Genomic DNA, 24,721 nt, shown 5'->3' on the forward strand with positions numbered 1-24,721 from the left:
AAGCTCAGCCTGGCATGAGCATGGCTCAGCCCGGCATGAGCATGGAACGCGCCGACATCGCCTTCGAGGTCAACGGCGCCGCCGTTTCCGTCTGCGTGCCGCCGGTTCGCCGTCTGTCTTCGGTGCTGCGTGACGAATTGCGGCTGACCGGCACCAAGGTCGGCTGTGACGCCGGCGACTGCGGCGCCTGCACGGTGCTGGTCGATGGCGAACCGGTCTGCGCCTGCCTCATGTCTGCGGCATCTGCCGCCGGCACCGTGGTGACCACGGTCGAAGGGCTTGCAAACGGCAGATTGTCGGCGCTGCAAGCCTCGTTCCTCGATCATGGCGCGGCGCAATGCGGCATCTGCACGCCCGGCCTGCTAATCGCGGCAACCGCGCTGCTGGACCGCAAGCCCAACCCAACCGAGGCCGAAACGCAGGATGCGCTGGGCGGCGTCCTCTGCCGCTGCACCGGGTACCGGAAGATCATCGCGGCGGTGATGGATGCTGGACGGTTCGCGAGCGAATTTTCGACGGACGGCGCTGCCCCTTATCCGCCTGGCGGCACCTTCTCCCCGTATAGTGACGGGGAGAAGGGACAAACTCCAGCGCTGGCGTCCCCCTCTCCCCGTCTTTCACGGGGAGAGGGTGAGGGTGAGGGGCAGCGCCAACTTCAGCGGCTGGACCTCGACTTTGACCGCAGAATGCCAATCTCAGGCCATGCTGTAGGCTCCTCACCCGTCAGGCTCGACGGCCTGCCGAAGGTCACCGGCGGCGAGAAATTCGGCGGCGATTCCTTTCCGGCCGATGCGCTGGCGGTGCTGGTGGTCCGCTCGCCGCATTATCATGCCCGCTTCGCTTTCGGCGATCTCGACACCTGGGTGAAAGTCCATTCCGGCATCGTCGGCGTCTTCACCGCTGCCGACATTCCGGGAAAGAACTGCTTCGGCGTCATTGCGCCTTTCGCCGATCAGCCGGCTTTGGCCAAAGGTTTTTCGCGCTTTCGTGGCGAGGCGGTGGCGCTGGTTGCCGGCGAGCGCGAGGCCATCCTCGATCTCGATCTTTCGGATTTTCCCGTTCGTTGGACCGAATTGCCGCACGTTCTGCAGCCTTGCGAGGCACAAGCCGATGGCGCGCAACTGATCCACGAGAAGCGGCCGGCAAACCTGCTCACGTCAGGCTTTGTCGAGCGCGGAGACCCCGAAGCCGCCCTTGCCGGCGCTGCCTTCACCGTTTCCGGCGCCATCGACACCTCCTATGTCGAGCACGCCTATATCGAGCCGGAAGCCGGCTATGCCTACATGGATGGCGAAACGCTCGTCGTCGTCGCCTGCACGCAGGCGCCCTACATGGACCGCGACGACGTGGCAAAGGTGCTTGGCCTTGCCGTCGACAAGGTGCGTATCGTGCCGACTGCCACCGGCGGCGGCTTCGGCTCCAAGCTCGATGTCTCGTTGCAGCCGCTGATCGGTCTGGTCGCCATGCAAACCGGGCGGCCGGCAGCACTCGCCTACACCCGCAATGAATCGATGATCTCGACCACCAAGCGCCATCCCGCCGAGATGAGGGCGACGATCGGCGCCGATGCCGATGGCCGCATCATCGGCATGGTCTTTGCAGGCGATTTCAACACCGGCGCCTATGCGAGCTGGGGTCCGACCGTCGCCAACCGCGTGCCGGTGCATGCCTCCGGTCCCTATGCAACGCCGAACTATCGCGCCGAAGGCCGCGCCATCCACACAAATGGCCCGATCTCCGGCGCCTTCCGCGGCTTCGGCGTGCCGCAGGCGACGATCATGCAGGAGACGCTCTATGACGAGCTGGCCGAAAAGCTTGGGCTGGATCGGCTCGATTTTCGGCTGAAAAACTGCCTTCGTAACGGCTCCGAAACGGTTACTGGCCAGAGGCTGAAATCGGGCGTCGGCATCGCCGACTGCCTTGAAGCGCTGCGGCCGCATTGGGCACGTTCGCTCGTCGATGCGGATGTCTTCAATAGTGCCAATGAAACCCGGAAACGCGGCGTCGGCGTCGCCTCTTGCTGGTATGGCTGTGGCAACACTTCGCTGCCCAATCCGTCGACCATCAGGGTCGGCATCTCGGCTGAAGGCGATGTCGTCCTGCATCAGGGTGCGGTTGACATCGGGCAAGGTTCGAACACGGTCATTGCCCAGATCTGCGCCGATGCGCTCGGCCTGCCGCTCGAAAAATTCCGCCTGAAAAGCGCCGACACCGCGATCACGCCGGACGCTGGCAAGACGTCCGCCTCGCGCCAGACCTTCGTGACCGGCAAGGCTGCCGAAGAGGCTGGCCGCGCCTTGCGCGAGACTATGCTGCGCTTCGCCAATGTGTCGGAGAAGGCGGCGATCGCTCTCGATGGCACAAGCTTGGTCATCCGCGAGGGCGAAGCGGCACGGCATATTGATTTGTCCACGCTGAAGGCCGATGCCGACGGCTTCGTCTTCCGCGCCGAGGAAAGCTATGATCCGCCCACCCTGCCGCTCGACGCCAAGGGCCAGGGCAAGCCCTACGCCGTTTATGGCTACGGCGCGCAAATCGCCGAACTCGAGGTCGACCTCAAGCTCGGAACGGTGAAGCTGATCAAGATCACCGCCGCGCATGATGTCGGCAAGGCGATCAATCCGCTGCTCGCCGAAGGCCAGATCGAGGGCGGCATCGCGCAAGGCATCGGCATGGCGCTGATGGAGGAGTACATCCCCGGCCGCACCGAGAATTTGCACGATTACCTGATCCCGACCATTGGCGACGTGCCGCCGATCGAGACCATCCTGATCGAAGTTCCGGATCCGGAAGGACCCTTTGGCGCCAAGGGTCTGGGCGAACATGTGCTGATCCCGACGGCGCCGGCGATCCTCAATGCCATCCGCCATGCGGCTGGCGTCCTGGTCACCAGGGTTCCCGCGACGCCGACCCGTATCCGCGCCGCGATACGCGACAGGGAGGCACGCCGATGAGCGAGCTTGCCGAACGCTTCGAGACGCATGATCCCGGCGAGAAGCAAGTGGCGGAAAAAATCCGCTGCGATGCCTGCCCGGTCATGTGCTACATATCAGATGGCCGCACCGGCGCCTGTGATCGCTACGGCAATGTCGGCGGCAGGATCGTTCGGATGGACCCGCTGATCATCCTCGACCACGCGACCGAGACCGGTGGCGCGGTCGTGCCGTTCGTCGCCGAGGGCGAAGAATGGGACGGCGAACTGGTCAACACCGGCCGCCGCTTCGTCACCGCGATCGGCGCCGGCACCACCTATCCCGACTACAAGCCGGCGCCGTTCATCGTCAGCCAGAAGGTCGAAGGCGTCGATCTCGTCACCGTCGTCACCGAGGGCATCTTCTCCTACTGCGGCGTCAAGGTGAAGATCGACACCGACCGTCATATCGGCCCCGAAACGGCAGCGGTCCGCGCGGCGGGCGAGGCGATCGGCCATGTCACGACAGGCGAATACGGCTCGCAGATGCTGTCGCTGGGCGGTGTGCATCATCTGACCGGCGGTTCGAAAGCCGAAGGCCGCGCCACCTGCGATGCGCTGCTCAATCTGTGCAACCGCAAGCCGGTCGAACTCACCATCGACGGCGGTGCTGCGGTCGTCGTGGAAGCCGGCAAGCCGCCGGTCATCGACGGCAAGCTCGAACATCGCATGCGTGTCGGCTGCGGCTCGGCCACCATCGGCATGTTCGCCACCCAATGGCGCGGCCTGGTCGACGAGGTGGTGGTGGTCGACGACCACATCACCGGCGTCGTCTCCGAGCATCAGGCAGGGAAGGTGCTGGGCTGGCAGGATACCGGCATCAAGATCATCGGCCGCCGCTCGACGCCGGGCCGCTATTTCAAGGTGTCCGAACCTGGCCTCGGCTGGGGCGGCACCAGCATCTCCGACCCGCTGTCGATTCTTGGCGAATGGAATGCGAAAAAGGGCGCGCGTCCGGGCCTGTCGCTGCTGATGGTCTCGACGACCGGCGAGCAGTTCGCCTATTACGAGCTCGATGACGAATTGAAGCCGGTGCAAAAACCATTCCCGGAGCGGCTGCAGAAGTCCGTCGGCCTGATCGAGGACAATTGCGAGCCGGCGCTGTGCACCGTGCTGTTCGTCGGCGGTGCCGGCGGTTCGCTGCGCGCCGGCGTCACCGAGAACCCGGTCAATCTGACCCGCTCGGTGCAGGGTCTAACGACTTATGTGACCGTTGGCGGCGCGCCGGTCTATGTCTGGCCGGGCGGCGGCATCACGCTGATGGTCGACGTCACCCGCGTGCCGGAAGGTGCCTTCGGTTATGTGCCGACCCCGGCGCTGGTCGCGCCGATCGAATTCACCCTGCGCCGCGACGACTATGTCAGGCTCGGCGGCTACGAAGCCGAGATCCGCAGCGTTGATGACATTCTCGCCAAGGGCGGTGAGTACCTCAATCCGCGTCATGGCACGGCTGCGCCAGCCAGCAATCCGTGGCCGCCGTTGGCGCAGTTGCGGCGTGCAGCGGGCAACGGGGCCGGGTGATGAACGGGCCACAGATACATTGGCTTGAGGACGGCAGGCGGCTGCATCTCAATCATGGCCCGATCGACCTGATCATCGAGGCATTTGGCGATGCGGACGAATGCCGCGCCGCCTATGGCCAGGCGGTGGCGCGGTTCCAGACAATCCTGCAGGAGCTCGTCGACGAACTGCCGGAACTGCGCCGCCCGTCCTCGTCGCGACCACGTGCTTTCGCTGGCCCGACGGCGCGACGTATGGCAGCATCGGTTGTTCCGCTGGCGAAACAATTCATCACGCCCATGGCTGCAGTCGCCGGTTCGGTAGCCGACGAAATGCTTGGTGCGCTGCTGGCCGGGCGCCGGCTCGATCGCGCCTACGTCAACAATGGCGGCGACAGCGCGATCCATCTCGGCAACGGCCGGTCCATGACCGTCGCCATTGCCGGGACAGGTTATGGACTGGCAGACCGGATCACGATCCGCGCCGAGGACGGGATTCGCGGCGTCGCGACCAGCGGCTGGCGCGGCCGTTCCTTTTCGCTAGGCATCGCCGACGCGGTCACGGTGCTGGCGCGGACGGGTGCTGAAGCCGATGCCGCCGCGACCATGATCGCCAACGCCGTCGACATGCCCGGTCATCCTGCCATCGAGCGCGTGCCGGCGCGCGATCTCGCGCCCGACAGCGACCTTGGCGATCGCCTCGTCACCCAAGCCGTCGGTGTGCTTTCTGCCAGCGAAATAGCCGCCGCGCTCGACAGCGGGCTCGCCGTCGCCGAAGATTTTCGACGACACGGCCTGATTGCCGCTTCAGCGCTGTTCCTTGCCGGTCAGGCACGGATCGCCGGTCCCATGGCGCTCGCGCCCAATGAGAAATCAAGGAAGGAAATTGCCCATGCCTGAGTTTGCGATCCGCAAGGTTGCGGTGCTGACCGAAGAGATCTTTCACGAGGGCGGGCCGGTGGCGAAGGTGCCGCGCCGCCGTGCTGCCGCCATGGCGGTGGTGAAGAACCCGTTCGCCGGCCGCTACGTGGAAGAGCTGCAGGGCGCCATGGACGATCTGAAACCGCTCGGCTTGCTGCTCGCCGACAAGCTCATCGCCGCATTGGGCGGCGACGTGAAGCAGATCGACGGCTATGGCAAGGGCGCCATCGTCGGTATCGCCGGCGAGCTGGAGCATGGCGCGCTGTGGCATGTGCCGGGTGGCTATGCGATGCGCGAGCGGCTCGGCGACGCAAAGGCGATCGTGCCGTCGGCAAAGAAGGTCGGCGCCTTCGGTTCAAAGCTCGACGTGCCGCTCGGCCATATCAATGCCGCCTATGTGCGCAGCCATTTCGATGCCATGGAGGTCGGCATCAGCGACGGGCCTCGTCCCGACGAGATCCTGTTCTGCCTCGCCATGACCTGCGGCCCGCGCGTGCACGACCGCATGGGCGGCCTCGCGGCAAAGGACATCAAGGCATGGGACGGACTGCGGTGAGCGCCGAAGACATCAAGCTCAAGCTGGTCGAGACCGAGGAGCCTGACGAAAACGATTACCGCTTGCAGGAGCAGGTCGGCTTCATCCTGCGCAAGGCGCACCAGCGCCATGTCTCGATCTTCGCCGCGCACATCGCCGACCTGACGCCGCCGCAATTCGCCGCCCTGGCCAAATTGCACGATGTCGGCGAGACCTCGCAGAACCAGCTTGGCAGCCTGATCGCCATGGACGCGGCGACCGTGAAAGGTGTCATCGACCGCCTCAAGGCGCGCGGCCTGGTCGAGCTTTCCAAGCATGAGGTCGACAAAAGGCGCCTGCTGGTCAATCTGACCGCTGAAGGCCGCGATGCCATCGAGCGGCTGATCCCGATCGCCCGCGAGATCACCGAGGAGACGCTGGCGCCGCTTTCGGCTAAGGAGGCCGCCATTTTCATGAAGCTTTTGGCCAAGCTGGCGTGAGCACGGCCTTGGTCAGCGCTGCCCCTCACCTGCCTGCCGGCGTCCTCTCCCCGTAGAACGGGGAGAGGGACGCCGTCATCGACGACTTCGTCTCAGAGCCCGTTGTCCTTCAGGATTTGGGCGGCATTTTCCTTGGTGATCTTCTCCGTCGGCAGCGTGATGGTCTTTTCGACCTTCTCGCCATTCAGGAACTTGATCGCCTGCCGCAGCCCTTCGGCGCCCGGCGTCACATAGGTGAACGTCGCCGTCAGCTCGCCATTGTTGACCAGCGTTACGCCTTCATTGGGCAGGCCGTCGATGCCGATGAACTTGATGTCCTTTTCGCGCCCGACATCCTTGGCGGCGAGGTAGGCGCCGTAGGCCATCGGGTCGTTGTGACCATAGACGAGGTCGATCTTCTCGTTGTTTCGCAGTGCCGTGGCCATGATGTTGTAGGCCTGGTCCTGCTTCCAGTCGCCCGACTGCTGGTCGAGCAAATATTTTATGCCCGGCTCCTTGTCGGTGAATTCATGGAAGCCGTCATGGCGGTCATGTGCCGGCTGGGTGCCCATGCCGCCCCAGATCTCGACGACATTGCCGGCGGCTTTGCCTTTGCCGCCGAGCAGCTCGACGGCATATTCACCGGCAGCCCGGCCGATCAGCTTGTTGTCGCCGCCGACGAACTGCGTGTAGTCCTTGGTTTCGACATTGCGGTCGAGCACGAAGACCGGGATCTTGGCGTCGATCGCCTGCTGCACGACGCCGGTCAAGCCGGCGGATTCCTTCGGTGACACCAGCAGCGCATCGACTTCCTGACGGATCAGGTTTTCGACATCGGCGACCTGCTTTTCCGTCTTGTCCTCGCCGTCGGTGACGATCAGCTCGATTTCCGGATGCTTGGCGGCCTCAGCCAGGATGTCCTTGTTGAACTGGGCGCGCCAGGGCTCGATGGTCGTCACCTGCGAGAAGCCGATCTTCCACTTCTTGTCCTGCGCGTAGGCGTTGCCGCTGGCCAAAAGCGCGGTCGTGGTCAGCAGTGCCGCGGTGACAGCGGCGAGCTTCAGCAATTCACGTCGTTTCATTTCTTGTTTCCTCCAAGATTTAGAGACGGGGTCTCTTTTGACGGCCGCTTTGCTGCGGTCGTTTCCTTGTGCGCCTGCCCGCCCCAGAGAGGCGCAAATGCCAGGCGCAGATAGAAGAGAAGATCAACGGCATTGCGCTCCTGGACGAGCACGGTGCCGATGATGATCATCCCCTTCAGCACGAGCTGAAGGTTTGAATTGATGTTGTGCAATTGCAGGATATTCGAGAGCAGTCCGAAGATCAGCACGCCGCAGAATGTGCCGATGAGGCTGCCACGTCCGCCCATCAGGCTGGTGCCGCCAATGACCACGGCGGCGATGGCATCGAGCTCCAGCCCGGCGCCGGCATCCGGCTTGCCTTGCCTGTATTGCGCGACATAGAGCACCGCCGCCACACCGGCCAGCAGCCCGGACATGGCGTACGTGGCGATCTTGACGCGGCCGGCGGCGATGCCGGACAGCCGTGCCGCCTCTTCATTGCCGCCGATTGCATAGACGTAGCGGCCGAACGGGGTGAAGCGCAGCACCGCGCCGTAGATCAGGATCGCTCCGAGGAAGAACAGGCCCGGCATTGGGATCACGCCGAAGACCAGCGAGCGCAGCATTTCGAAATCGGCGGTGGCGTTCGACCCGGTGTAGACCGGCAGCACCGCATTGTTTTGGCCGGCGGTCAGCCGGGCGATGCCGAGCGCCGTCACCATCATCGCCAGCGTGACGATGAAAGGCTGCAGCCGCCCGGCAACGATGATGAAGCCGTTGAGTGCCCCGAACAGCAGGCCGACGCAGGGCGCCACCAGCAACACGCCAACCACGCCGAACTTTGAGCCAACCTGCGGCAGCAGGAACCACAGCACGAGACTGCACAGGATCACCCCGACGATGCCGGGCGTGACCAGTCCACGAACGCTATCCAGCCTGATGGCGTGGGTGGCCTGCGGACCGGCGCGGGATTTTTCGATGTTCAGGAAGACGAAGCGGGTGACCAGAATGCCGAGGCAAAGGGCGACTACGGCAACTGTCGGCACCCCCAGCACCACCGCCGGCGTGACGCCCGGAACCGTCAGCAGCATGGCGCAGACCACGGTGCAGATCGCCATCAGCGAGCCGACGGAAAGATCGATGCCGCCGGTGATGATCACCGCCGTCATACCGGTGGCGATCAGGCCGGTGGTCGACACCTGGCGCAGCACATCGAGCAGATTGCCGTAGGACAGGAAGATGTTGTTGCCCTTGGAGCTGATCGGCGAGCCCAGCACGCCGATCAGGAAGATGGCGATCAGGCCCCAATAGAGCTTCGTCCGCGACAGGATGTTCAAGATGCTCATGCTGCGGGTCTCGTTATGGTCCGGCGCGGCGCCGCGAGCCGCATAATGGCCTCCTCGCTTGCTTGCGCGCGCGAGAGGGTCCCCGTCTGGCGACCATCGGCCATGACCAGGATGCGATCGGAAAGATGCAGCAGCTCCGGCAATTCCGAGCTGATGACGGCGATGGCGAGGCCGTCTCGCGCCAGCTTGAAGATGAGATCGTAGATTTCCCGCTTGGCGCCGACATCGATGCCGCGTGTCGGCTCGTCCAGCAACAGCACCCGCGGCCGCGTCGCCAGCCATTTGCCGATGACGACCTTCTGCTGGTTCCCGCCGGACAGTGTGCCGGCCGGCTGCTCGATAGTCCCGCAGCGAATGCCGAGCGCCTTGACCGCGTGCCGCGCCAGGCCTTGCTCGGCGGCCCGCGAGCGAAGGCCGAACCGCGCCAGCGCGCCGACCAGCGGCAGTGCGACATTGTTGGTGATCGAGGCCTGAAGATGCAGGCCTTGCGTCTTGCGGTCCTCGGTCACCAGAGCGATGCCGAGCCGGCGGGCGTCGCGCGGCGAACGGATCTCCACCGGCTCGCCGTCGAGCCGGATTTCGCCGCCGGCACGTCCACCGCTGGAACCGAAGATGGTCTCCAGGATTTCGGTGCGTCCCGAGCCCAGAAGCCCGCCTATCCCCAGAATTTCCCCGGCGGCAAGATCGAAGCCGACGCCGTCGAGCGCGGTGCGCCAGCCGTGGCGGTCGGGTTTCGACAGCGATAGGCCGCTTACGGAGAGAACGATCTTGCCGCTAGGGCCACGCTCTTCCTGAGAGGAGGCAAGCAGATTTCGCCCGACCATCGCCGAAATGATGGTGTTTTCGTCGAGCTTTGCCATCGCCTCGGTGAGCACGTGGCGTCCATCGCGAAACACGGTGACCCGGCTGGCCAGCTGCATGACCTCGTCGATGCGGTGCGAGATGTAGACGATCGCCACGCCGCTGTCGGCAAGCTGACGGATGATCCGGAACAGCCTTTGGCATTCGGCCGGCGAAAGCGCCGAAGTCGGCTCGTCCATGATCAGGATGCGCGCCGACATCGACAGTGCCTTGGCGATCTCGACCAGCTGCTGCTCGCCGACGCGCAGGCTGCCGACCCGCGCTTCCGGGTTGAGCTCGATGCCGAGCCTCTGCAGCAGCGCACCGGCGGCATGGCTGCTTGCCTTGCGGTCGACGATAAGTCCGGCGATCAGCTTCTCGCGCCCCAGGAAGATGTTATCGGCAACGCTGAGTTCGGGGACGAGATTGAGCTCCTGGTGGATGATGGCGATGCCGGCGTGCTCGGCGTCACGTACGCCGGCGAAACGGATCGGATTGGCATCGACGTTTACCGTTCCGTCGTAGTCCGTATAGATGCCGGAGAGGATCTTCATCAGCGTCGACTTGCCGGCGCCGTTTTCCCCCATCAGCGCATGGACCTCGCCGCGCCGCAGGTCGAAGCCGACATCGACAAGTGCGGCGATGCCGCCAAACGTCTTGGAGATGTGCTCGGCGCTCAGAACGACAGCCGGGCCGGCGGTAGCCGCAACATCTCCGAACGTGCTGGAATTGCCAGGCTCCATGACAAGAACGGCCTCCCTTCCGTCGTCGTCGAATGCCTGAAACGCTAATCTAAACGTTTCGATCATGTCAAGCCGGTATCTGATGACGCCGGATTGATGCATTTCAATTCTTGCGCAATTCTGCGAGATTCCGTAGGTATTGCAGCCAGAGGGCGGTGAAACGTTTCGAAAATGATGGCGTCAGGGCGGAAAAAGCAGCGAAAGTCCACGGCCCCAACCATGCTGCACGTGGCTGAGGTGGCGCGTGTTTCGGTCGCCACCGTCTCGGCGCTGATCAACGGCACCGCGACCGTCAGTCCCGAGCTCAGCCAGCGCATCGAACAGGCGATCCGCGACATCGGCTACAAGCGCAACGCGATCGCCCGCAGCCTGAAGATGGGCACCACCCGCACCATCGGGCTTACCGTTCCCCACATCACCAATCCGTTCTTCACCGATGTCGTTTCGGTCATCCAGCAGGCATTCGACCGCGCCGGCTACGCGGTCATGCTGTGCTGCACGGACGAGGATCTGAACACGCAGGACGACCAGATCAGGCTGCTGCTCGACCGGATGGTCGACGGACTGATCGTTGCGCGCGTTGGCGACGGCGCGATCCTGAAGAGAATTGTCGATGACGCCAACGTGCCGGTGGTGCTGCTCGACCGCGTTTGCGAAGGCGTCGATACCGACACCGTCGTTCTCGACAACCAGCGCGCGGTGTTCGACGCCATCACCTATCTGATCGATCTCGGCCACCGGCGGATCGGCTACATCTCCGGATCGTTCGACATCTCGCCCATGCATGACCGCATGACAGGGTATCGCGAGGCGCTCCAGGCTGCCGGCCTGCCGATCGAGAGCGAGCTTGTCCGCTTCGGCAATTTCCATGAAGTCGACGGCTACGCCGCGACGATGCAGCTGCTTTCGCTGCATGACCGCCCGAGCGCCATCTTCTCGGCCAACAACCCGATGGTGATCGGCACCATGAAGGCGATCCGCGACATCGGGCTGTCCTGCCCCGACGATATTTCGGTTGCCTGCTTCGATGACTTTCCCTGGTCGGACGTGTTCCAGCCGCAACTGACCACGGTCGCACAACCGGTCAAGGCGATCGGCGAACAGGCGGCCAATCTGCTGCTCGACCGGCTCGCCGGAAACAGGGACGCGCCGCCGCGCAAGCTGACGCTCAAGGGACGGCTGATGATCCGCAATTCATGCCGGCCACTGGGCGCGCCCTTGGCGGCGATCGCGCAAAGCGTCAGCGCCTGATGCATGTCGCCCAAAAGCATGCCCTCGGGGCCTGACCCGAGGGTGTGCAGCGGTTTTGGGATAGGGGCATGCATCAATAAGAAAGACGATCAGGCCGCTTCCCACAGCGAGTTGTGAGCTTCGGCCAGGATCTCGAAGGATCGCACCCGCGCTGCGTGGTCGAAAATCTGCGCGGTGACCATCAGCTCGTCGGCGCCGGTGCGCTGCACGAACGCCTCGATGCCTTGCCTGACCGTTTCCGGGGCGCCAACGACGGCGCAGGACAGCGCCTGGCCAAGCATGGTTTTGGCCATCGGGTCGAGATCGCGCTCATATCCCTCGACCGGCGGCGGCAATCGGCCGGGCCGGCCGGTGCGCAGATTGACGAAGGCCTGCTGCAGCGAGGTGAACAGCAGCCGCGCCTCGGCGTCGGAGGGCGCCGCGAACACGTTGAGGCCGAGCATGACATAAGGCTTGTCGAGCTGCTTCGACGGCTGGAAGCGCGCGCGATAGATCTCCAGTGCGTGGTCGAGTTCGGCCGGTGCGAAATGCGAGGCGAAGGCGTAGGGCAGACCGAGCATGGCGGCCAGCTGCGCGCCATAGAGGCTCGAGCCCAGGATCCAGATCGGCACCTGCTCGCCCTCGCCGGGCACAGCGCGGATACGCTGACCGTCTTTGGCCGCCTGGAAATAGCCCATCAGCTCGACGACATCCTGCGGGAAACTATCGGCGCCGGCCTCGAGATTGCGGCGCAGCGCGCGCGCCGTGCCCATGTCGGTGCCCGGCGCCCGGCCGAGGCCGAGGTCAATGCGGCCGGGATGCAATGCGTTAAGCGTGCCGAACTGCTCGGCGATGACCAGTGGCGAATGGTTGGGCAGCATGATGCCGCCGGCGCCGACGCGTATCGTCCTGGTACCGCCTGCGACGTGGGCAATGACGACGGAGGTGGCGGCGCTGGCGATGCCCGGCATGTTGTGATGCTCGGCCAGCCAATAGCGCCTGTATCCCAGCCGCTCGGCATGGCGGGCGAGATCGAGTGAATTGGCGAGTGATTGCGAAGCGTTGCTGCCTTCGACGATCGGCGACAGGTCGAGAACGGAAAGAGCGGTCATGGGCGGGGATCCTGTGGACGGATGGATGTAGGAAGCGACCGCCACGGCCGCAAATTCAAAAAATTGAACAGACGCCGCGCGTCCAAGCTGGCGAAAAGGACGCTCTGGCATTTTGAGTCCGAGGGACCCCTCCGGAACTTATGCCACTTATCGGATCATACGCCCGCCGCCTTCTCGGTCTCTGAAATCTGCTCGTCCTCAATCGCCGTATGCTGCGCCGCCAGGAAATTGCCGACATGGCTGAGGCCGTCGAAATGATCGCAGAACACCTTGATGACGACCAGCAGCGGCACCGCCATCAGCGCCCCGACGAAACCCCACAGCCAGGACCAGAAGGCAATGGCGATGAGGATTGCCACGGCGTTGATCTCGAGGCGGCGGCCAACCACCGTCGGCGTCACAAACTGGCCTTCGATAATGTCGCACAAAATGACGAATGCTGGCGCCAGCAGCGCATAGGAGATCGTCTCGAAGCTGATCAGCGCGATGACGGCAACCAGCGTGATCGTAATCAGCGCACCGATATAGGGCAGGAAATTGAGCAGAGCTGCTGCCGCGCCCCAGACCTGCGCGTTGGGCAGGCCGAGTGCCCACAGGCCGAGTCCGATAACCACGCCCAGGCAGGTGTTGATGACCGTGATAGTAAGGAGATAGTGCGAGATTTCACGTTCGACGTCGTAGACGACGCGCAGCGCCCGCTTTTTTTCGCTGAGACTGGGGAAGGACTGGACAATCTTCTCATAGAACATCGTGCCTGAGGCGAGCAGGAACAGCGACAGGACGAAGACAATGGTGATGCTGGTGCCAGCCGACAGCACATTGCCGGCGGCCTGTGAGAGAAGGCCCGATGGCGCCATGGCCACCCTCTGAACGCCGGGCTCCTGGGAGGTCTGAGTCAGTCCCTCTATCTGACGCGAAATCTCCACGATCCTTTCGAACGGACGCCGCAGTTGCGCCAGACGTTCTGCAAGCTGCTGGCCGATCGACGAGGTGTTATTGATGAGGTCGATGACCGGGCCGCTGAGCAAATACCCTGCGACGGCGATGACGCAGAACGACAGCAGCACCAGCAATGTCGCCGACATAGCATCGGGCATGCCATGCTTGCGCAGGAAGCGGACAATCGGCGTCAGCGTCAGTGCCAGCAGGAAAGCCAGAATGACCGGCATAAAGAAGGCACGGGCGAAGTAGAGCGCGTAGATTGCCATAAGGATGAAGATGCCAACGAGCAGCGAACGGATCAGATGGGTATCCGCGCGCGCCTCGACGCGCGGATCCGGCCTATCGGCATCGCCTGCGCCCGAAGCGGCTGGTTCGGCTTTCATTCTGGCCCTCGGCGGCACACCGCGATTGGCGTAGACCGTGGGCGGAAACGCCTTTGCGGCTTCAAAGTTCCGTTAGAGCGACGTGCGTCCACTTGGACGCACAAAGCATGCTCTAACACTTTGACTCTACGTCCTGGCCGGTGAATCAGGCGGCCGGCGCTGCCACGGCAGGGATGGCCTTCGCCGTTTCCTTGCGCACGATCGGCGCGACCTTGGTGCCGTGGAGTTCGATCGCCTTCAAGATCTTGGCGTGCGCCATGGTGCCGATCGCCATTTGCAGCAGGAAGCGGTCGTTGCCGAATATCCTGTGCTGGGCAATGATCTTTTCGGCCACCTGTTCGGGATTGCCGACGAACAGAGCGCCGTTCGGGCCGCGCGACTGGTCGAAATGCGCTCGTGACGTCGGACCCCAGCCGCGCTCGCGACCGATGCGGTTCATCACCTCGGCCTGCGGCCCATAAAAATCGTCGGCCGCCTGGCCGGTGGTCTCGGCGATGAAGCCGTGCACGTTGAGGCTGGTGGCGAGATCAGCCGGATCATTGCCCGCCCGTTTGGCCGCCTCCCTGTAGATCTCGAACAGCGGCGCGAACCGCGCCGGCTCGCCGCCGATGATGGCCAGCGCCAGCGGCAGGCCGAGCGCACCGGCCCGCGCGGCGGATTGCGGCGTGCCGCCGATCGCGATCCAGATCGGCAATCTGTCCTGGAACGGGCGGGGATAGACGCCGCGATCGTTGATCGGAGCGCGCAGCCTGCCCGACCAGGTCACCTTGACATGATCGCGGATGGCAAGCAGCAGGTCGAGCTTTTCGGAAAAGAGCTCGTCATAGTCTTCGAGATTGTAGCCGAACAGAGGAAAGGATTCGATGAACGAACCGCGCCCAGCCATGATCTCAGCCCGGCCGCCGGATAGAAGGTCGAGTGTCGCAAACTGCTGGAAGACGCGAACCGGATCGTCGGAGGATAGCACGGTGACCGCGCTGGTCAGCTTTATGCGCCTGGTGCGTTCGGCCGCCGCGGCCAGGGCTACGACCGGCGCTGAAGCGGCATAATCGGGGCGGTGATGCTCGCCCAGCCCAAACACGTCGAGGCCGACCTGGTCGGCCAACTCGATCTCCTCGACCAGATTGCGCAGCCGCTCATGCGCACCGATGGCACCGGGACCCGGTTCCGGGCTGACGTCGGCGAAGGTATAGAGACCGAGTTCCATCATGTGTCATCCTGGTGTTTGTTTTTCGCGCTACAGGTAGCGACCAGCCCGCCGCGCCACCAGAGGGCCGGATGGTGAACAGTGCATGTCCGTTTCAGCCGAATTCAGCCGAAAAGGCGTCTCCCGACTGCAACAGCTCAGAATTTCATGGCTGGCATACCGTTTTGGCGCTTGAACTCTGGGTTTTCACGCGTATGTAAGCCTCGCAAATTGACTCCAGGGAAGTGGACTTGGCTATCTATAGGGAAAAAGACGTTTTCGAGCGGCGCAATGCCGCAAACGAGGCAAAGAAGGCGCTTCTCGAGCGCTTCAAGGCAAAGCCGCCAGCAGACGATCCAGCGGTGCTGGCACGACAGGCCGAACGCAAGGCAATCCTCGAAGCTCGTGCGATACGAGAGGCCGAAAAGGCCAGGCTGAAGCAGGAAAAGCTGGCGCGCGAAGCGGCCGAAAAGGCCGAGCGCGAAGCTGCTGCAGAAGCAGCGCGTATCGCTGCGGAAGAAGCGGCGCAGGCGGAAGCGAAGATCCGGGAAGCCGAAGAGAACGAGCGCATCGCTCGTTTGCTTGCCGACGAGGCCGAGCGCAAGGCCAAGCGCGACGCGCGCTATGCGGCGCGCAAGCAGCGCACCGGCAGGACGCCTCCGGGCTTTTCCGCTCGCTAGCGCTCCTACAGCGCGATTCACGAATCAAATTCAGGGCCGCCTTGCAGCGGCCCTGAAGGCGTTTGTGCTGCGGCCTTGCAGCAAAACTAATGCATGTCGCCCAAAAGTGCGCAGCGGTTTTGGGACGACGACATGCATAAAAACAAGAACTTAAAGCGCATCGCATTAATCCTTTCAGACGCGACGCGCTTTAGGCCGCGAGCTTCAGCCCCATGATGCCGCAGACGATGAGTGCGATGCAGCCCAGCCTGATCGCGGTCGCAGGCTCGCCGAGCAGCCAGATGCCAAGCAGCGCCGTGCCGACGGTGCCGATGCCGGTCCACACCGCATAGGCCGTGCCGACCGGCAGCGTCTTCAGCGCCAGTCCGAGCAAGGCGAGACTGACGACCATCGAGACAACCGTCAGGACCGTCGGCACCGGCTTCGAAAAGCCATCAGTGTATTTGAGGCCGATCGCCCAGCCGATCTCGAACAGGCCAGCGAAGAAGAGAAGAATCCACGACATCGGAACGCTCCATTGGATTGCGGGTCGTCCCGGTCTTTTCGGAAAGCGCGAAGTCGTCTTCGCTCCATTGACATAGAAATTTCGGGTACCCAATCAACAGCAGCGCCGACGGCATTTCAGGACCCATCGCTGAATGCCGATTGGTCCTGAAATGCCGTCGGTCATGACCTTGCGCCGAAACGCCGAGACTTACCTGTCCTTGAGTTTGATCGCCTTGACGGGCGGCGCTTTCAGGGTCGGGGCAGCGGCGGGTTTCTTCGCGTCTTTCTTCGGCTTGCGGGCTTCCTTGCCCGCCTTCATCGCACCTTTAGCCATGATTCGTTTCCTCCGATTGTGGCAAAGCGAAATGAACCAAGAGAAACGCCCGACCGCAAGAGGCATAATCTGGCGCCAGCCGGCGGCCGTCGACCGGTTTCTAATTCGCTCGTAAACCGCGCTGGTCCGTGCGATGATCTTTTTTGCACTGCAGCAACAGCCCGTGCCTTCGCCGGGTGATGACCCGGCAGGACGGTCAGGACAACAATGCGAATCCATATCGGCTGCGAGATGAGCTTCGATTTTCCGCAGGAAACGCCGCTGATCGCGATGCTCAACGTTCACTATTCCCGTGCGTCAGATCTCGAACGGCCGGATTTCCTGACCTCGAACCCACCGGTGCCGATCGAGAGCTACCGCGACAGTTTCGGCAATTGGTGCAACCGTCTTGTCGCCCCGCCGGGTCGCTTCAGCTTCGGCACTGACGCGGTGATCCGCGATCCCGGCACTTTCGAGGTGGGCGATCTGATGGCCTGGCAACACGAGGTGCGCGATCTGCCGTCGGAAACATTGCTGTTCCTGCTGCCCAGCCGCTATTGCGAGAGCGACGTGCTGGCGAGCGAGGCGTGGCGGCTGTTCGGCCACACACCGCTCGGCATTCCACGCGTGCAGGCGGTCTGCGATTTCGTCCACAACCACATCAACTTCAATTACGGCAATGCGCGGCCCACGCGCACGGCAGCCGAGGCCTACCGAGAGCAAAGCGGCGTCTGCCGGGACTTCGCCCATCTCGCCGTCGCCTTCTGCCGCGCCTTGAACATCCCGACGCGCTACTGCACCGGCTACATCAGCGACATCGGCTTGCCGAAACCGTGGTCGGAGATGGACTTCGCCGCCTGGATGGAGGTCTATCTCGGCGGCCGCTGGCATGCCTTCGATCCGCGCAACAATGCGCCGCGCATCGGCCGTATCCTGATCGCCTCCGGCCGCGACGCAGCCGACGTGCCGCTGACCCATATTTTCGGGCCGGGCACGCTGGCCGGTTTCAAGGTCTGGACGGAAGAGATCGTCGACTAGGCCGTGTGGACAGTTACCGCAACCATAGGACAATAGCCGCGAGAGTGACAACGGCGCGGTAATTGCGGGCGGTTTTCTCGAAGCGGGTTGCGACCCGGCGGAACTGCTTGAGCTTGGAGAAGCGGCACTCGACGAGATGCCGCTGGGCATAGAGGTGCCCAGACAGTGGGACAGTTTCTAGAGGCGGCCTACTTAGATTAGCTTGCACTGTAGTGGCGCTTGCCAAAGTCTCAAATGCGGTCGACGTTCAAGAACCTAAAAAGCGGCGGGCTTGCTTCGGATGGTTAAGGCCAGGAGCGCCTCCGAAAGTCGTTTCTTCGCCCGCTCGACCCCGTTCTCGTCGATTGCCTCAACATCGAGGAACAAGTCGAGGCCAGTCGCGTGCTCGCTGATGACCTGAGGGCGCTGGGCCAGTTCACCCAGAAGGCCCTCGACTTCGTAGGGGACAACCTCCCGGCTGATCCCCTTCATGGCAATCGGTGCTAACGGACGAGCCCGGACAAGGTCGCGGACGAGCGCGTAAGTCTCGTAGCTGAGGCAGATGCCGCCGGGCTCGGCAATCGACTGCAGACGGGCTGCCAAGTTCGCTTCGGCTCCGATGATCGTGTAGTCCATCCGATCATCGGAACCGAAGTTCCCAACATTGCAATACCCCGTGTTGATGCCCATGCGAGCTCGGAAGGGCCGTTCAACTCCGCGGTCACGCCACACCCTGTTCAACTGCTCCAGCCGGCGCTGCATGTCGACAGCCATGCGCAAGCAGGCTCTCGCGTCCTCTTCGATGCCTTGCGTCTCGGGGTCTCCGAAGAACACAAGAAGCGCGTCGCCGATGAACTTGTCGACGGTGGCGCCGTGTTTGAGCGCGATCGTCGACATCTCGGTGAAATACTCGTTGAGGAGAACCGTCAGGTCCTCGGGCTGGAGCCGTTCCACGATCGCGGTGAAATCCTTGACGTCGGAGAAAAAGATCGTGAGCTTCTTGCGCTCGGTCGCGATGGTGACATCCTTCTGGCCGCTGAAGATGCTTTTGTAAATTTGAGGCGAAAGATATTTGGCGATCTTCAATGAAATCGCGGCCAGGAAGTCGTTTGCCTCGGAAAGCTCCTTATTGATGCCCTGAACCAAGGCGGACTGACGACGCTGCAGCAGAATGAACGTCAGGCCCGCCGCCGCCGCGAAGCCGAAATATAGCAGCAGATATTTGAAAGCGAGGACGTTCGCAGCGATGGGCTGATTGACTGATATCTCCTGGATCCCTCGGACATCCCCTACCTTCCAGTCCGTCTTGGGGCTGTCCGGGTGTGAGTTATGGCAGGTCACGCAGACTTGTCCCATTACAACCGGGGCCGCGGCGCGAACGTGCCGGTCAAACAGCGAACCCGAGACTTCGATGATCGGCTCCCTCGGGTTAGCGCGCAAAGCAGAGATTGCATTTCGCTCGAATACATCGAGCTGGTGGGGGTCGCGACCTTTGAAAGGTAGATCCGAGACAAACCGATATTTGACGGACCCGTCGTGAGCGCTGATGCGCTTGCCGAGTTCGATCGAGAGGGTTGCTGGAATAGGGATCGCGCCTGGCACGTCCCGGTAGTTGTGCGTCGCGGTCACGGCGTCGTCTGTTTGCAGCACGCGTCCCACGACTTCGCTGCCGTAGAATCCGCGCATTTCGTCGATGATCCGGCTGATTTCGCTGGCTTGCGTGCGCAGCATCCGTTCCGATAGGTCTCGGAGATCGAGCCAGGCTGCGACGGGCAGACCTATAAGGCCGATGACCACTGCCGCCATCAGGAGCGGTCCCATGGTGCGCTGCTGACGCGCAATCTGTTCACCCAGTCCAGCCATTGTCCAAGCGCCCGGCAGTCATTAGCATCTGAATTATAGCTCATTCCCGGCACGGTACCTAGCGTCAGTCTTGGCTCGATGAAACACGTCAGCCCTGCAACGACGGACCGACCTTGAGCGGTTGTCGCTAAGCCCCACCCTCACAGCGGATTTCGCTTCTAGCGCTAGACGGGCAGTGAATCAGTGAGGGAGATGTAGCGAAGTCGGTTGTGGCCCGGATGCGCTCCGCGATAACGGCTCAGGGGTCAGAAGTTCACCTCCGGCAAGGTTGAGACTTTCTGCGGCCGGAGAGCGCGTCGGAAAAGAAAGTGTCCCGCGAAGCGTATCCTGCGGCGCCCGGCCAACTGCGGACTGTTCTTACCTGCCGTTGCAAGGTTCGCCTGCCGCGCTGCCGCATCGACTCAAAAGTCGGAGTCGATTTCGCAAAGCTTGATGTGTAGATTCAAAGCATTACAGCATACTATGTGTCCAAACGGGCGCACGTCGGTTGAGCATTGCCGAACTGATTTTGGGAGGAATGAAGATGAAGATCGACGGCGGGTGCCATTGCGGCGCCATCACTTACGAGGCGGAAGTCGATCCGGAAAAGACCAATATCTGCCACTGCACCGATTGCCAGCAACTGACGGGCACGGCCTTCCGCGTGACCGTGCCGGCGCCGGAGGACCACTACCGGATCACCAAAGGCACGCCGAAGATCTATATCAAGACCGCATCGAGCGGCGCCAGGCGCGCCCAGGCTTTTTGCGGCGAGTGCGGTTCACATCTCTACGCCACGTCGGTTGGCGACGGGCCGAAGGTCTACGGCATCAGGGTCGGCACGGCGCGGCAGCGCGAACAACTGATCCCGAGAAAACAGATCTGGCACCGCTCGGCGCTGCACTGGCTGCCGGAGTTCGAAGGCACGACGATCATCGAGGAGCAATAGCCCCTCAGTCGTCGCCTTCGACGACCCTTAGTCGCAGCTGACCGGTCTTGGAGTCGGCGACGCGCCCACCCGCTTCGACCTTCGCGCTGGCTCCATGTGTCGTCCCGGGCGATCCGCTGTCGCCCTCCGTCGGCTGCGCGCCGAACTCCAGCGCCTCGATCTTCTGGCCGCGCTTGGTCACCTTCGACGTCGAGACGAGGATGTCATCGATATCCTTCGCCGACTGGCCGAAATGGCTCTGCAGCTTGCGCACCCGCTCGTCGAGGCGCGAGACATCCTCCATCAGCCGGATGACTTCGCCCTGGATCAAATGCGCCTGCTCGCGCATGCGGGCGTCCTTGAGGATCGCCTGGATGACCTGGATCGACAGCATCAGCAGCGACGGCGAGACGATGACGATGCGGGCGCGGTGCGCCTTGTGAACAATCCCCTCGAAATTCTCGTGGATCTCGGCAAACACCGATTCCGACGGCACGAACATGAAGGCGGTGTCCTGCGTCTCGCCCTGGATCAGGTATTTTTCGGAAATATCCCGGACATGCACCTCGATATCGCGCCGAAACGCTTGTGCGGCGACCTTCTGCAAATCGGCGCCTTCGGCGGCACGGATGGCATTCCAGGCTTCCAGCGGAAACTTGGCGTCGATGGCAAGTGCGGGCGCGCCGTTCGGCATCTTCACCAGGCAGTCGGGCCGGCTGCCATTCGACAGGGTCGCCTGGAATTCGTAGGCACCGTGCGGCAGGCCGTCGGCGACGATCGCCTCCATGCGCGACTGGCCGAAGGCGCCGCGCGTCTGCTTGTTGGAAAGGATCGCCTGAAGCTGAACGACCTGGCCGGCGAGCGACTGGATGTTGCCCTGCGCCGTATCGATGACCGCCAGCCGCTCCTGCAGTTTGGCGAGGCTCTCATGCGTCGATTTCGTCTGCTCGGTCATGGTCTGGCCGAGACGGCCGGTCATCGCGTCGAGACGTTGGCCGATCGACTGTGTGAGTTCGGCCTGCCGCGCCCCGAACACTTCGGCGATGGCGCCCATGCGGCCCTGCATCTCGGCCTGGCTTGCCAAGATGCCGGCCATCCGCGCCTCGGCGTCGCGGGCGTGGTCGGCGGCTTCCGCAGCCGCCACCGCACGCGCCTTGGCCGAGCGCCAGAGCGCGACGACGAGCGCCACGAACAGGCCCAGGAACAGGATCGCGCCGAATGCAAGTGCGTGGCCGAGCGTGATCGTGGTGGCGCCGAGCCGGGCGATCGGTTCGGACAGGATGGTGGTCAGATCGTTCATATGCGACAGCATAGATGATTCGGCCTGACGGCACAGATCAAAACGTGAACGACGCTGCAAATGCCCCGGTTGACGCTTTTCGTGCGAGGTCTTAGGTGAGACGCCATGTCGATCAAGCCACTCATCATCCTTCCCGATCCCGTCCTGCGCCAGGTCTCAAAACCGGTCGAGCGCGTCGACGGCGCTTTGCGCAAACTGGCCGAGGACATGCTGGACACCATGTATGATGCGCCGGGCATCGGTCTGGCGGCGATCCAGGTCGGCGAACCGCTGCGCATGCTGGTGATCGACCTCGCCAAGGAAGACGAGACGCCGGCGCCGCATGTCTTCATCAATCCCGAAATCCTGGAGAGCGCCGATCAGCGCTCGGTCTATGAGGAGGGCTGCCTGTCGATCCCGGATTACTATGCCGAGGTCGAACGCCCCGCCGCCGTGCGGGTGAAATATCTCGATCGTGACGGCAAGCTGCAGGAGATCGAGGCCGAAGGGCTGATGGCGACCTGCCTGCAGCATGAGATCGACCATCTCAACGGCGTTCTGTTCATCGACCACATCTCTAAGCTGAAGCGCGACATGGTGGTGAAGAAGTTCAAGAAGCTCGCCAGGGACAAAGCAGGCAATAAGGCGCCGGGCAAGTTGGTGGGATAGCGTATTCTTAAACGCCTGAAATTGCTGTTGAGCAACGGCCCTTGGTCCGATATCATTGATATCAAGCTTGGAGGTCCGGATGGGCGATATGCTGATCAGAAATATTCCTGAACCCTTGAAGCGCGAGATCGAACAGGCGGCGCACAAGGGCGGCCAGAGCCTGTCGGGCAAAGCGATCGATCTATTGCGCAAAGGCATGGTAGCGGAAAGAGCAGCCAAGCCGAAACCGGGTCTTTCAGCGTGGGACGCGATTCGCTCGGCATTCGCCGCTGAAAACGCGATTGACGACGAGTTCGCAAAGATCCTGGACGAAATCGAGGCGGAACGGAAACGCGACTTCGGTCGCCCGGTCGAGGATTTCAAGTGATTGTCCTCGATACCAACATTGTTTCGGAAGCCAGCAAGCACGCGCCCGATTCGAATGTTTCCGCGTGGTTTCGCAAACAGGATTTTCTTGAGCTCTACATGTGTGGCCCCGTCATCATGGAGCAGTCTTTCGGCGCGGAAAGATTTTTGAACAGGAAAGGGTCGGACCGTTATGTTCGCGTGCTCGACCACCTGATTTCGCAGCAGTTTGTCGGCCGCATCGTGGATTTTGCCGGCTCGGTCCCCAGGCTAGCTGGGAAGCTCCGCGCCGCACGGGAGCAACATGGCCGCCCGATCAGCCTCGCTGACGCGATGATCGCCGCAATCTGCCTGGCGCATGACGCTACGCTCGCGACCCGCAACGTTCGCGACTTCGACGGGCTTGACCTGAAGCTCGTAAATCCGTTTGAAGCGGGTGCCTGAGCCGACTTAACGGCCAGACCAAGGCCGGACCCGGAACAAAAATGCCCCTGCGCGTCATCTTCATGGGTACGCCTGAATTCTCCGTGCCGACGCTGCGGGCGATCGCAGATGCCGGATATGAGATAGAAGCCGTCTACACGCAGCCGCCGCGCGCCGCCGGCCGCCGTGGGCTGGAACTGACGCCGTCGCCGGTGCAGCGCGAGGCGGTGCGGCTGGGCATCGAGGTGCAGACGCCGGTGTCGCTGAAAAGCGAGGCCGAGCAGCAGGCGTTCCGCGCCTTGCGGGCCGATGTCGCAGTGGTCGTCGCCTATGGATTGCTGTTGCCCAAACCCATTCTCGACGCGCCGCCGCTCGGCTGCCTCAATGGTCATGCATCGCTGTTGCCGCGCTGGCGCGGCGCCGCCCCCATCCAGCGCGCGATCATGGCCGGCGATACCGAGACAGGCATGATGGTGATGCGGATGGAGGAAGGCCTGGACACCGGCCCGGTCGCCATGGTCGAAAAATGCGCCATCGGACCCGATATGACGGCCGGCGACCTGCACGATCGGTTTATGCTCATTGGCGCCGCGCTGATGGCGGAAGCGCTGGCACGGCTGGAACGGGGTGCCCTGACATTTACCACCCAGGCGACGTTGGGGGTGACCTACGCCAAAAAGATCGATAAAGCGGAGACGCGTGTGGACTGGACGCGGCCTGCCGGCGAAGTCCACAATCATGTTCGCGGCCTGTCGCCCTTTCCCGGCGCGTGGTGCGAGATCGAAATCGGCGGCCGCCTGGAACGGCTGAAACTGCTTCGCTCGACGCTTTCGCAAAGCGCCGGCGAGCCGGGAGGAATTCTCGACGACCGGCTGACGGTCGCCTGCGGGTCAGGCGCAATCAGGCTGGTCGAAGTTCAACGTGCGGGCGGAAGGCCCATTGCCGCGCAGGAGTTCCTGCACGGGGCCAAGCTCGAAAAAGGAATGAAATTCTCATGAGCATGATGTCGATACGCGCGGCGACGCCGCGGGACCGCGAGGCGATCCGCCTCGTCGAGGAACACGCATTCGGCCAGCAGGCGGAGGCCGGACTGGTCGATGCGCTGGTCAGCGGCGGCGATGCCGTCGTCGAACTGGTGGCGGAAGAAGATGGACAGGTGGTCGGCCATATCCTGTTTTCGCGGCTTTTCGTGCAGAACGGCGGCAAGAGCTTTCCGGCGGTGGCGCTGGCGCCTCTGGCGGTCGAGCCGTCATTCCATGGCACCGGCATCGGCGGTGCGCTGGTCCGCGAGGCGCATATACGCCTGAAGGAAGCCGGCGAGGTGCTGGCTGTGGTGCTTGGCGATCCCGCCTACTATGGCCGCTTCGGCTACAGTCATGCGCGCGCCGAAAAATTCGAAAGCGAGTACCAGGGCGAAGCCCTGCAGGCGCAGGCCTGGGGCGAGGCGCCTGAGACCGGCAAGCTGGTCTACGCTTCGGCTTTTAGCTCCGCGCTCGCCGCATAACCTCATCC

At 63.1% G+C, this 24,721-nt stretch carries 24 protein-coding genes and 1 pseudogene; 14 read left to right on the forward strand and 11 right to left on the reverse strand.

Features of this window, described 5'->3' with window-relative positions; genetic code table 11:
- The first annotated feature begins 14 nt into the window (after positions 1–14).
- From NKH36_RS00375 to NKH36_RS00395, 5 genes are read left to right on the forward strand one after another with little or no spacing between them, the layout of a single operon-like run.
- A complete protein-coding gene (locus tag NKH36_RS00375) occupies positions 15–2,954 on the forward strand; it encodes a molybdopterin-dependent oxidoreductase (protein ID WP_352959830.1) in 2,940 nt (979 codons plus the stop codon).
- A complete protein-coding gene (locus tag NKH36_RS00380) occupies positions 2,951–4,492 on the forward strand; it encodes a 6-hydroxynicotinate reductase (RefSeq protein ID WP_352959555.1) in 1,542 nt (513 codons plus the stop codon). Before NKH36_RS00375 ends, NKH36_RS00380 begins: the two co-directional genes overlap by 4 nt.
- Positions 4,492–5,370 carry a UPF0280 family protein gene (locus tag NKH36_RS00385; protein WP_352959558.1) on the forward strand — a complete coding sequence of 293 codons (879 nt, stop codon included), beginning with the start codon at positions 4,492–4,494 and terminating at the stop codon, positions 5,368–5,370. Before NKH36_RS00380 ends, NKH36_RS00385 begins: the two co-directional genes overlap by 1 nt.
- Positions 5,363–5,947 (forward strand): amino acid synthesis family protein, encoded by a 585-nt coding sequence (locus tag NKH36_RS00390; protein WP_352959561.1) that lies wholly within the window; start codon positions 5,363–5,365, stop codon positions 5,945–5,947. Before NKH36_RS00385 ends, NKH36_RS00390 begins: the two co-directional genes overlap by 8 nt.
- Positions 5,944–6,405 (forward strand): MarR family winged helix-turn-helix transcriptional regulator, encoded by a 462-nt coding sequence (locus NKH36_RS00395; RefSeq protein ID WP_352959831.1) that lies wholly within the window; start codon positions 5,944–5,946, stop codon positions 6,403–6,405. The genes NKH36_RS00390 and NKH36_RS00395 overlap by 4 nt, the downstream gene beginning before the upstream one ends.
- 92 nt (positions 6,406–6,497) lie before the next feature.
- On the opposite strand, the gene NKH36_RS00400 is transcribed toward NKH36_RS00395, so the two are convergent.
- The 3 genes from NKH36_RS00400 to NKH36_RS00410 are packed head-to-tail and all read right to left on the reverse strand — an operon-like array spanning position 6,498 to position 10,374.
- Positions 6,498–7,466 (reverse strand): substrate-binding domain-containing protein, encoded by a 969-nt coding sequence (locus tag NKH36_RS00400; protein WP_352959564.1) that lies wholly within the window; start codon positions 7,464–7,466, stop codon positions 6,498–6,500.
- Positions 7,463–8,791: an ABC transporter permease gene (locus NKH36_RS00405; RefSeq protein WP_352959566.1), complete on the reverse strand. Its 1,329-nt coding sequence runs from the start codon at positions 8,789–8,791 to the stop codon at positions 7,463–7,465. Before NKH36_RS00405 ends, NKH36_RS00400 begins: the two co-directional genes overlap by 4 nt.
- Positions 8,788–10,374 carry a sugar ABC transporter ATP-binding protein gene (locus tag NKH36_RS00410; RefSeq protein WP_352959832.1) on the reverse strand — a complete coding sequence of 529 codons (1,587 nt, stop codon included), beginning with the start codon at positions 10,372–10,374 and terminating at the stop codon, positions 8,788–8,790. The genes NKH36_RS00405 and NKH36_RS00410 overlap by 4 nt, the downstream gene beginning before the upstream one ends.
- Positions 10,375–10,593: 219 nt before the next feature.
- On the opposite strand from NKH36_RS00410, the gene NKH36_RS00415 reads away from it, so the two are divergent.
- Complete coding sequence (locus NKH36_RS00415) at positions 10,594–11,625, forward strand: LacI family DNA-binding transcriptional regulator (RefSeq protein WP_352959568.1); 1,032 nt, start codon at positions 10,594–10,596, stop codon at positions 11,623–11,625.
- A gap of 89 nt (positions 11,626–11,714) precedes the next feature.
- Here the strand turns inward: NKH36_RS00415 and NKH36_RS00420 are convergent, their stop codons facing one another.
- The 3 genes from NKH36_RS00420 to NKH36_RS00430 form a co-directional block, all read right to left on the reverse strand.
- Positions 11,715–12,716 (reverse strand): LLM class flavin-dependent oxidoreductase, encoded by a 1,002-nt coding sequence (locus NKH36_RS00420; RefSeq protein WP_352959570.1) that lies wholly within the window; start codon positions 12,714–12,716, stop codon positions 11,715–11,717.
- 155 nt (positions 12,717–12,871) lie between these two features.
- Positions 12,872–14,041 carry an AI-2E family transporter gene (locus NKH36_RS00425; RefSeq protein ID WP_352959572.1) on the reverse strand — a complete coding sequence of 390 codons (1,170 nt, stop codon included), beginning with the start codon at positions 14,039–14,041 and terminating at the stop codon, positions 12,872–12,874.
- Positions 14,042–14,186: 145 nt separating this feature from the next.
- On the reverse strand, positions 14,187–15,248 hold the full coding sequence (locus tag NKH36_RS00430; protein ID WP_352959833.1) for an LLM class flavin-dependent oxidoreductase: 1,062 nt from the start codon (positions 15,246–15,248) through the stop codon (positions 14,187–14,189).
- 230 nt (positions 15,249–15,478) lie between these two features.
- Here NKH36_RS00430 and NKH36_RS00435 point away from each other — a divergent pair, with 230 nt between their 5' ends.
- Complete coding sequence (locus NKH36_RS00435) at positions 15,479–15,907, forward strand: DUF6481 family protein (RefSeq protein WP_352959574.1); 429 nt, start codon at positions 15,479–15,481, stop codon at positions 15,905–15,907.
- Positions 15,908–16,097: 190 nt separating this feature from the next.
- Here NKH36_RS00435 and sugE read toward each other — a convergent pair whose 3' ends face one another.
- The gene (sugE, locus tag NKH36_RS00440; protein ID WP_352959576.1) at positions 16,098–16,412 is read right to left on the reverse strand and encodes a quaternary ammonium compound efflux SMR transporter SugE; all 315 of its coding nucleotides are present in this window, start codon (positions 16,410–16,412) and stop codon (positions 16,098–16,100) included.
- 189 nt (positions 16,413–16,601) lie between these two features.
- Positions 16,602–16,727 carry a hypothetical protein gene (locus NKH36_RS00445; protein WP_292517199.1) on the reverse strand — a complete coding sequence of 42 codons (126 nt, stop codon included), beginning with the start codon at positions 16,725–16,727 and terminating at the stop codon, positions 16,602–16,604.
- Between the two features lie 207 nt (positions 16,728–16,934).
- Here NKH36_RS00445 and NKH36_RS00450 point away from each other — a divergent pair, with 207 nt between their 5' ends.
- The gene (locus tag NKH36_RS00450) at positions 16,935–17,744 is read left to right on the forward strand and encodes a transglutaminase-like domain-containing protein (protein WP_352959578.1); all 810 of its coding nucleotides are present in this window, start codon (positions 16,935–16,937) and stop codon (positions 17,742–17,744) included.
- A gap of 13 nt (positions 17,745–17,757) precedes the next feature.
- Here the strand turns inward: NKH36_RS00450 and NKH36_RS00455 are convergent.
- Positions 17,758–17,913, reverse strand: a pseudogene (locus NKH36_RS00455) (transposase); the annotation flags it as partial.
- Positions 17,914–17,999: 86 nt separating this feature from the next.
- Positions 18,000–19,586 (reverse strand): adenylate/guanylate cyclase domain-containing protein, encoded by a 1,587-nt coding sequence (locus NKH36_RS00460; protein ID WP_352959580.1) that lies wholly within the window; start codon positions 19,584–19,586, stop codon positions 18,000–18,002.
- Positions 19,587–20,109: 523 nt separating this feature from the next.
- Here NKH36_RS00460 and NKH36_RS00465 point away from each other — a divergent pair.
- The gene (locus tag NKH36_RS00465) at positions 20,110–20,514 is read left to right on the forward strand and encodes a GFA family protein (RefSeq protein ID WP_352959582.1); all 405 of its coding nucleotides are present in this window, start codon (positions 20,110–20,112) and stop codon (positions 20,512–20,514) included.
- A gap of 4 nt (positions 20,515–20,518) precedes the next feature.
- On the opposite strand, the gene NKH36_RS00470 is transcribed toward NKH36_RS00465, so the two are convergent.
- A complete protein-coding gene (locus NKH36_RS00470; RefSeq protein WP_352959584.1) occupies positions 20,519–21,793 on the reverse strand; it encodes a DNA recombination protein RmuC in 1,275 nt (424 codons plus the stop codon).
- Positions 21,794–21,898: 105 nt separating this feature from the next.
- Between NKH36_RS00470 and def the strand changes: the two genes are divergently transcribed.
- The 5 genes from def (at position 21,899) to NKH36_RS00495 (ending at position 24,713) form a co-directional block, all read left to right on the forward strand.
- Positions 21,899–22,441 (forward strand): peptide deformylase, encoded by a 543-nt coding sequence (gene def, locus NKH36_RS00475; protein ID WP_352959586.1) that lies wholly within the window; start codon positions 21,899–21,901, stop codon positions 22,439–22,441.
- 79 nt (positions 22,442–22,520) lie between these two features.
- A complete protein-coding gene (locus NKH36_RS00480) occupies positions 22,521–22,808 on the forward strand; it encodes a plasmid stabilization protein (RefSeq protein WP_352959589.1) in 288 nt (95 codons plus the stop codon).
- A complete protein-coding gene (locus tag NKH36_RS00485; protein ID WP_352959591.1) occupies positions 22,805–23,230 on the forward strand; it encodes a type II toxin-antitoxin system VapC family toxin in 426 nt (141 codons plus the stop codon). Before NKH36_RS00480 ends, NKH36_RS00485 begins: the two co-directional genes overlap by 4 nt.
- Positions 23,231–23,277: 47 nt before the next feature.
- Positions 23,278–24,207: a methionyl-tRNA formyltransferase gene (fmt, locus tag NKH36_RS00490; protein ID WP_352959834.1), complete on the forward strand. Its 930-nt coding sequence runs from the start codon at positions 23,278–23,280 to the stop codon at positions 24,205–24,207.
- Positions 24,204–24,713 carry a GNAT family N-acetyltransferase gene (locus tag NKH36_RS00495; protein ID WP_352959593.1) on the forward strand — a complete coding sequence of 170 codons (510 nt, stop codon included), beginning with the start codon at positions 24,204–24,206 and terminating at the stop codon, positions 24,711–24,713. The genes fmt and NKH36_RS00495 overlap by 4 nt, the downstream gene beginning before the upstream one ends.
- The last annotated feature ends 8 nt before the right edge of the window (positions 24,714–24,721 follow it).

This window comes from Mesorhizobium sp. M1312 (assembly GCF_040318115.1).
Taxonomy (GTDB): Bacteria; Pseudomonadota; Alphaproteobacteria; order Rhizobiales; family Rhizobiaceae; genus Mesorhizobium.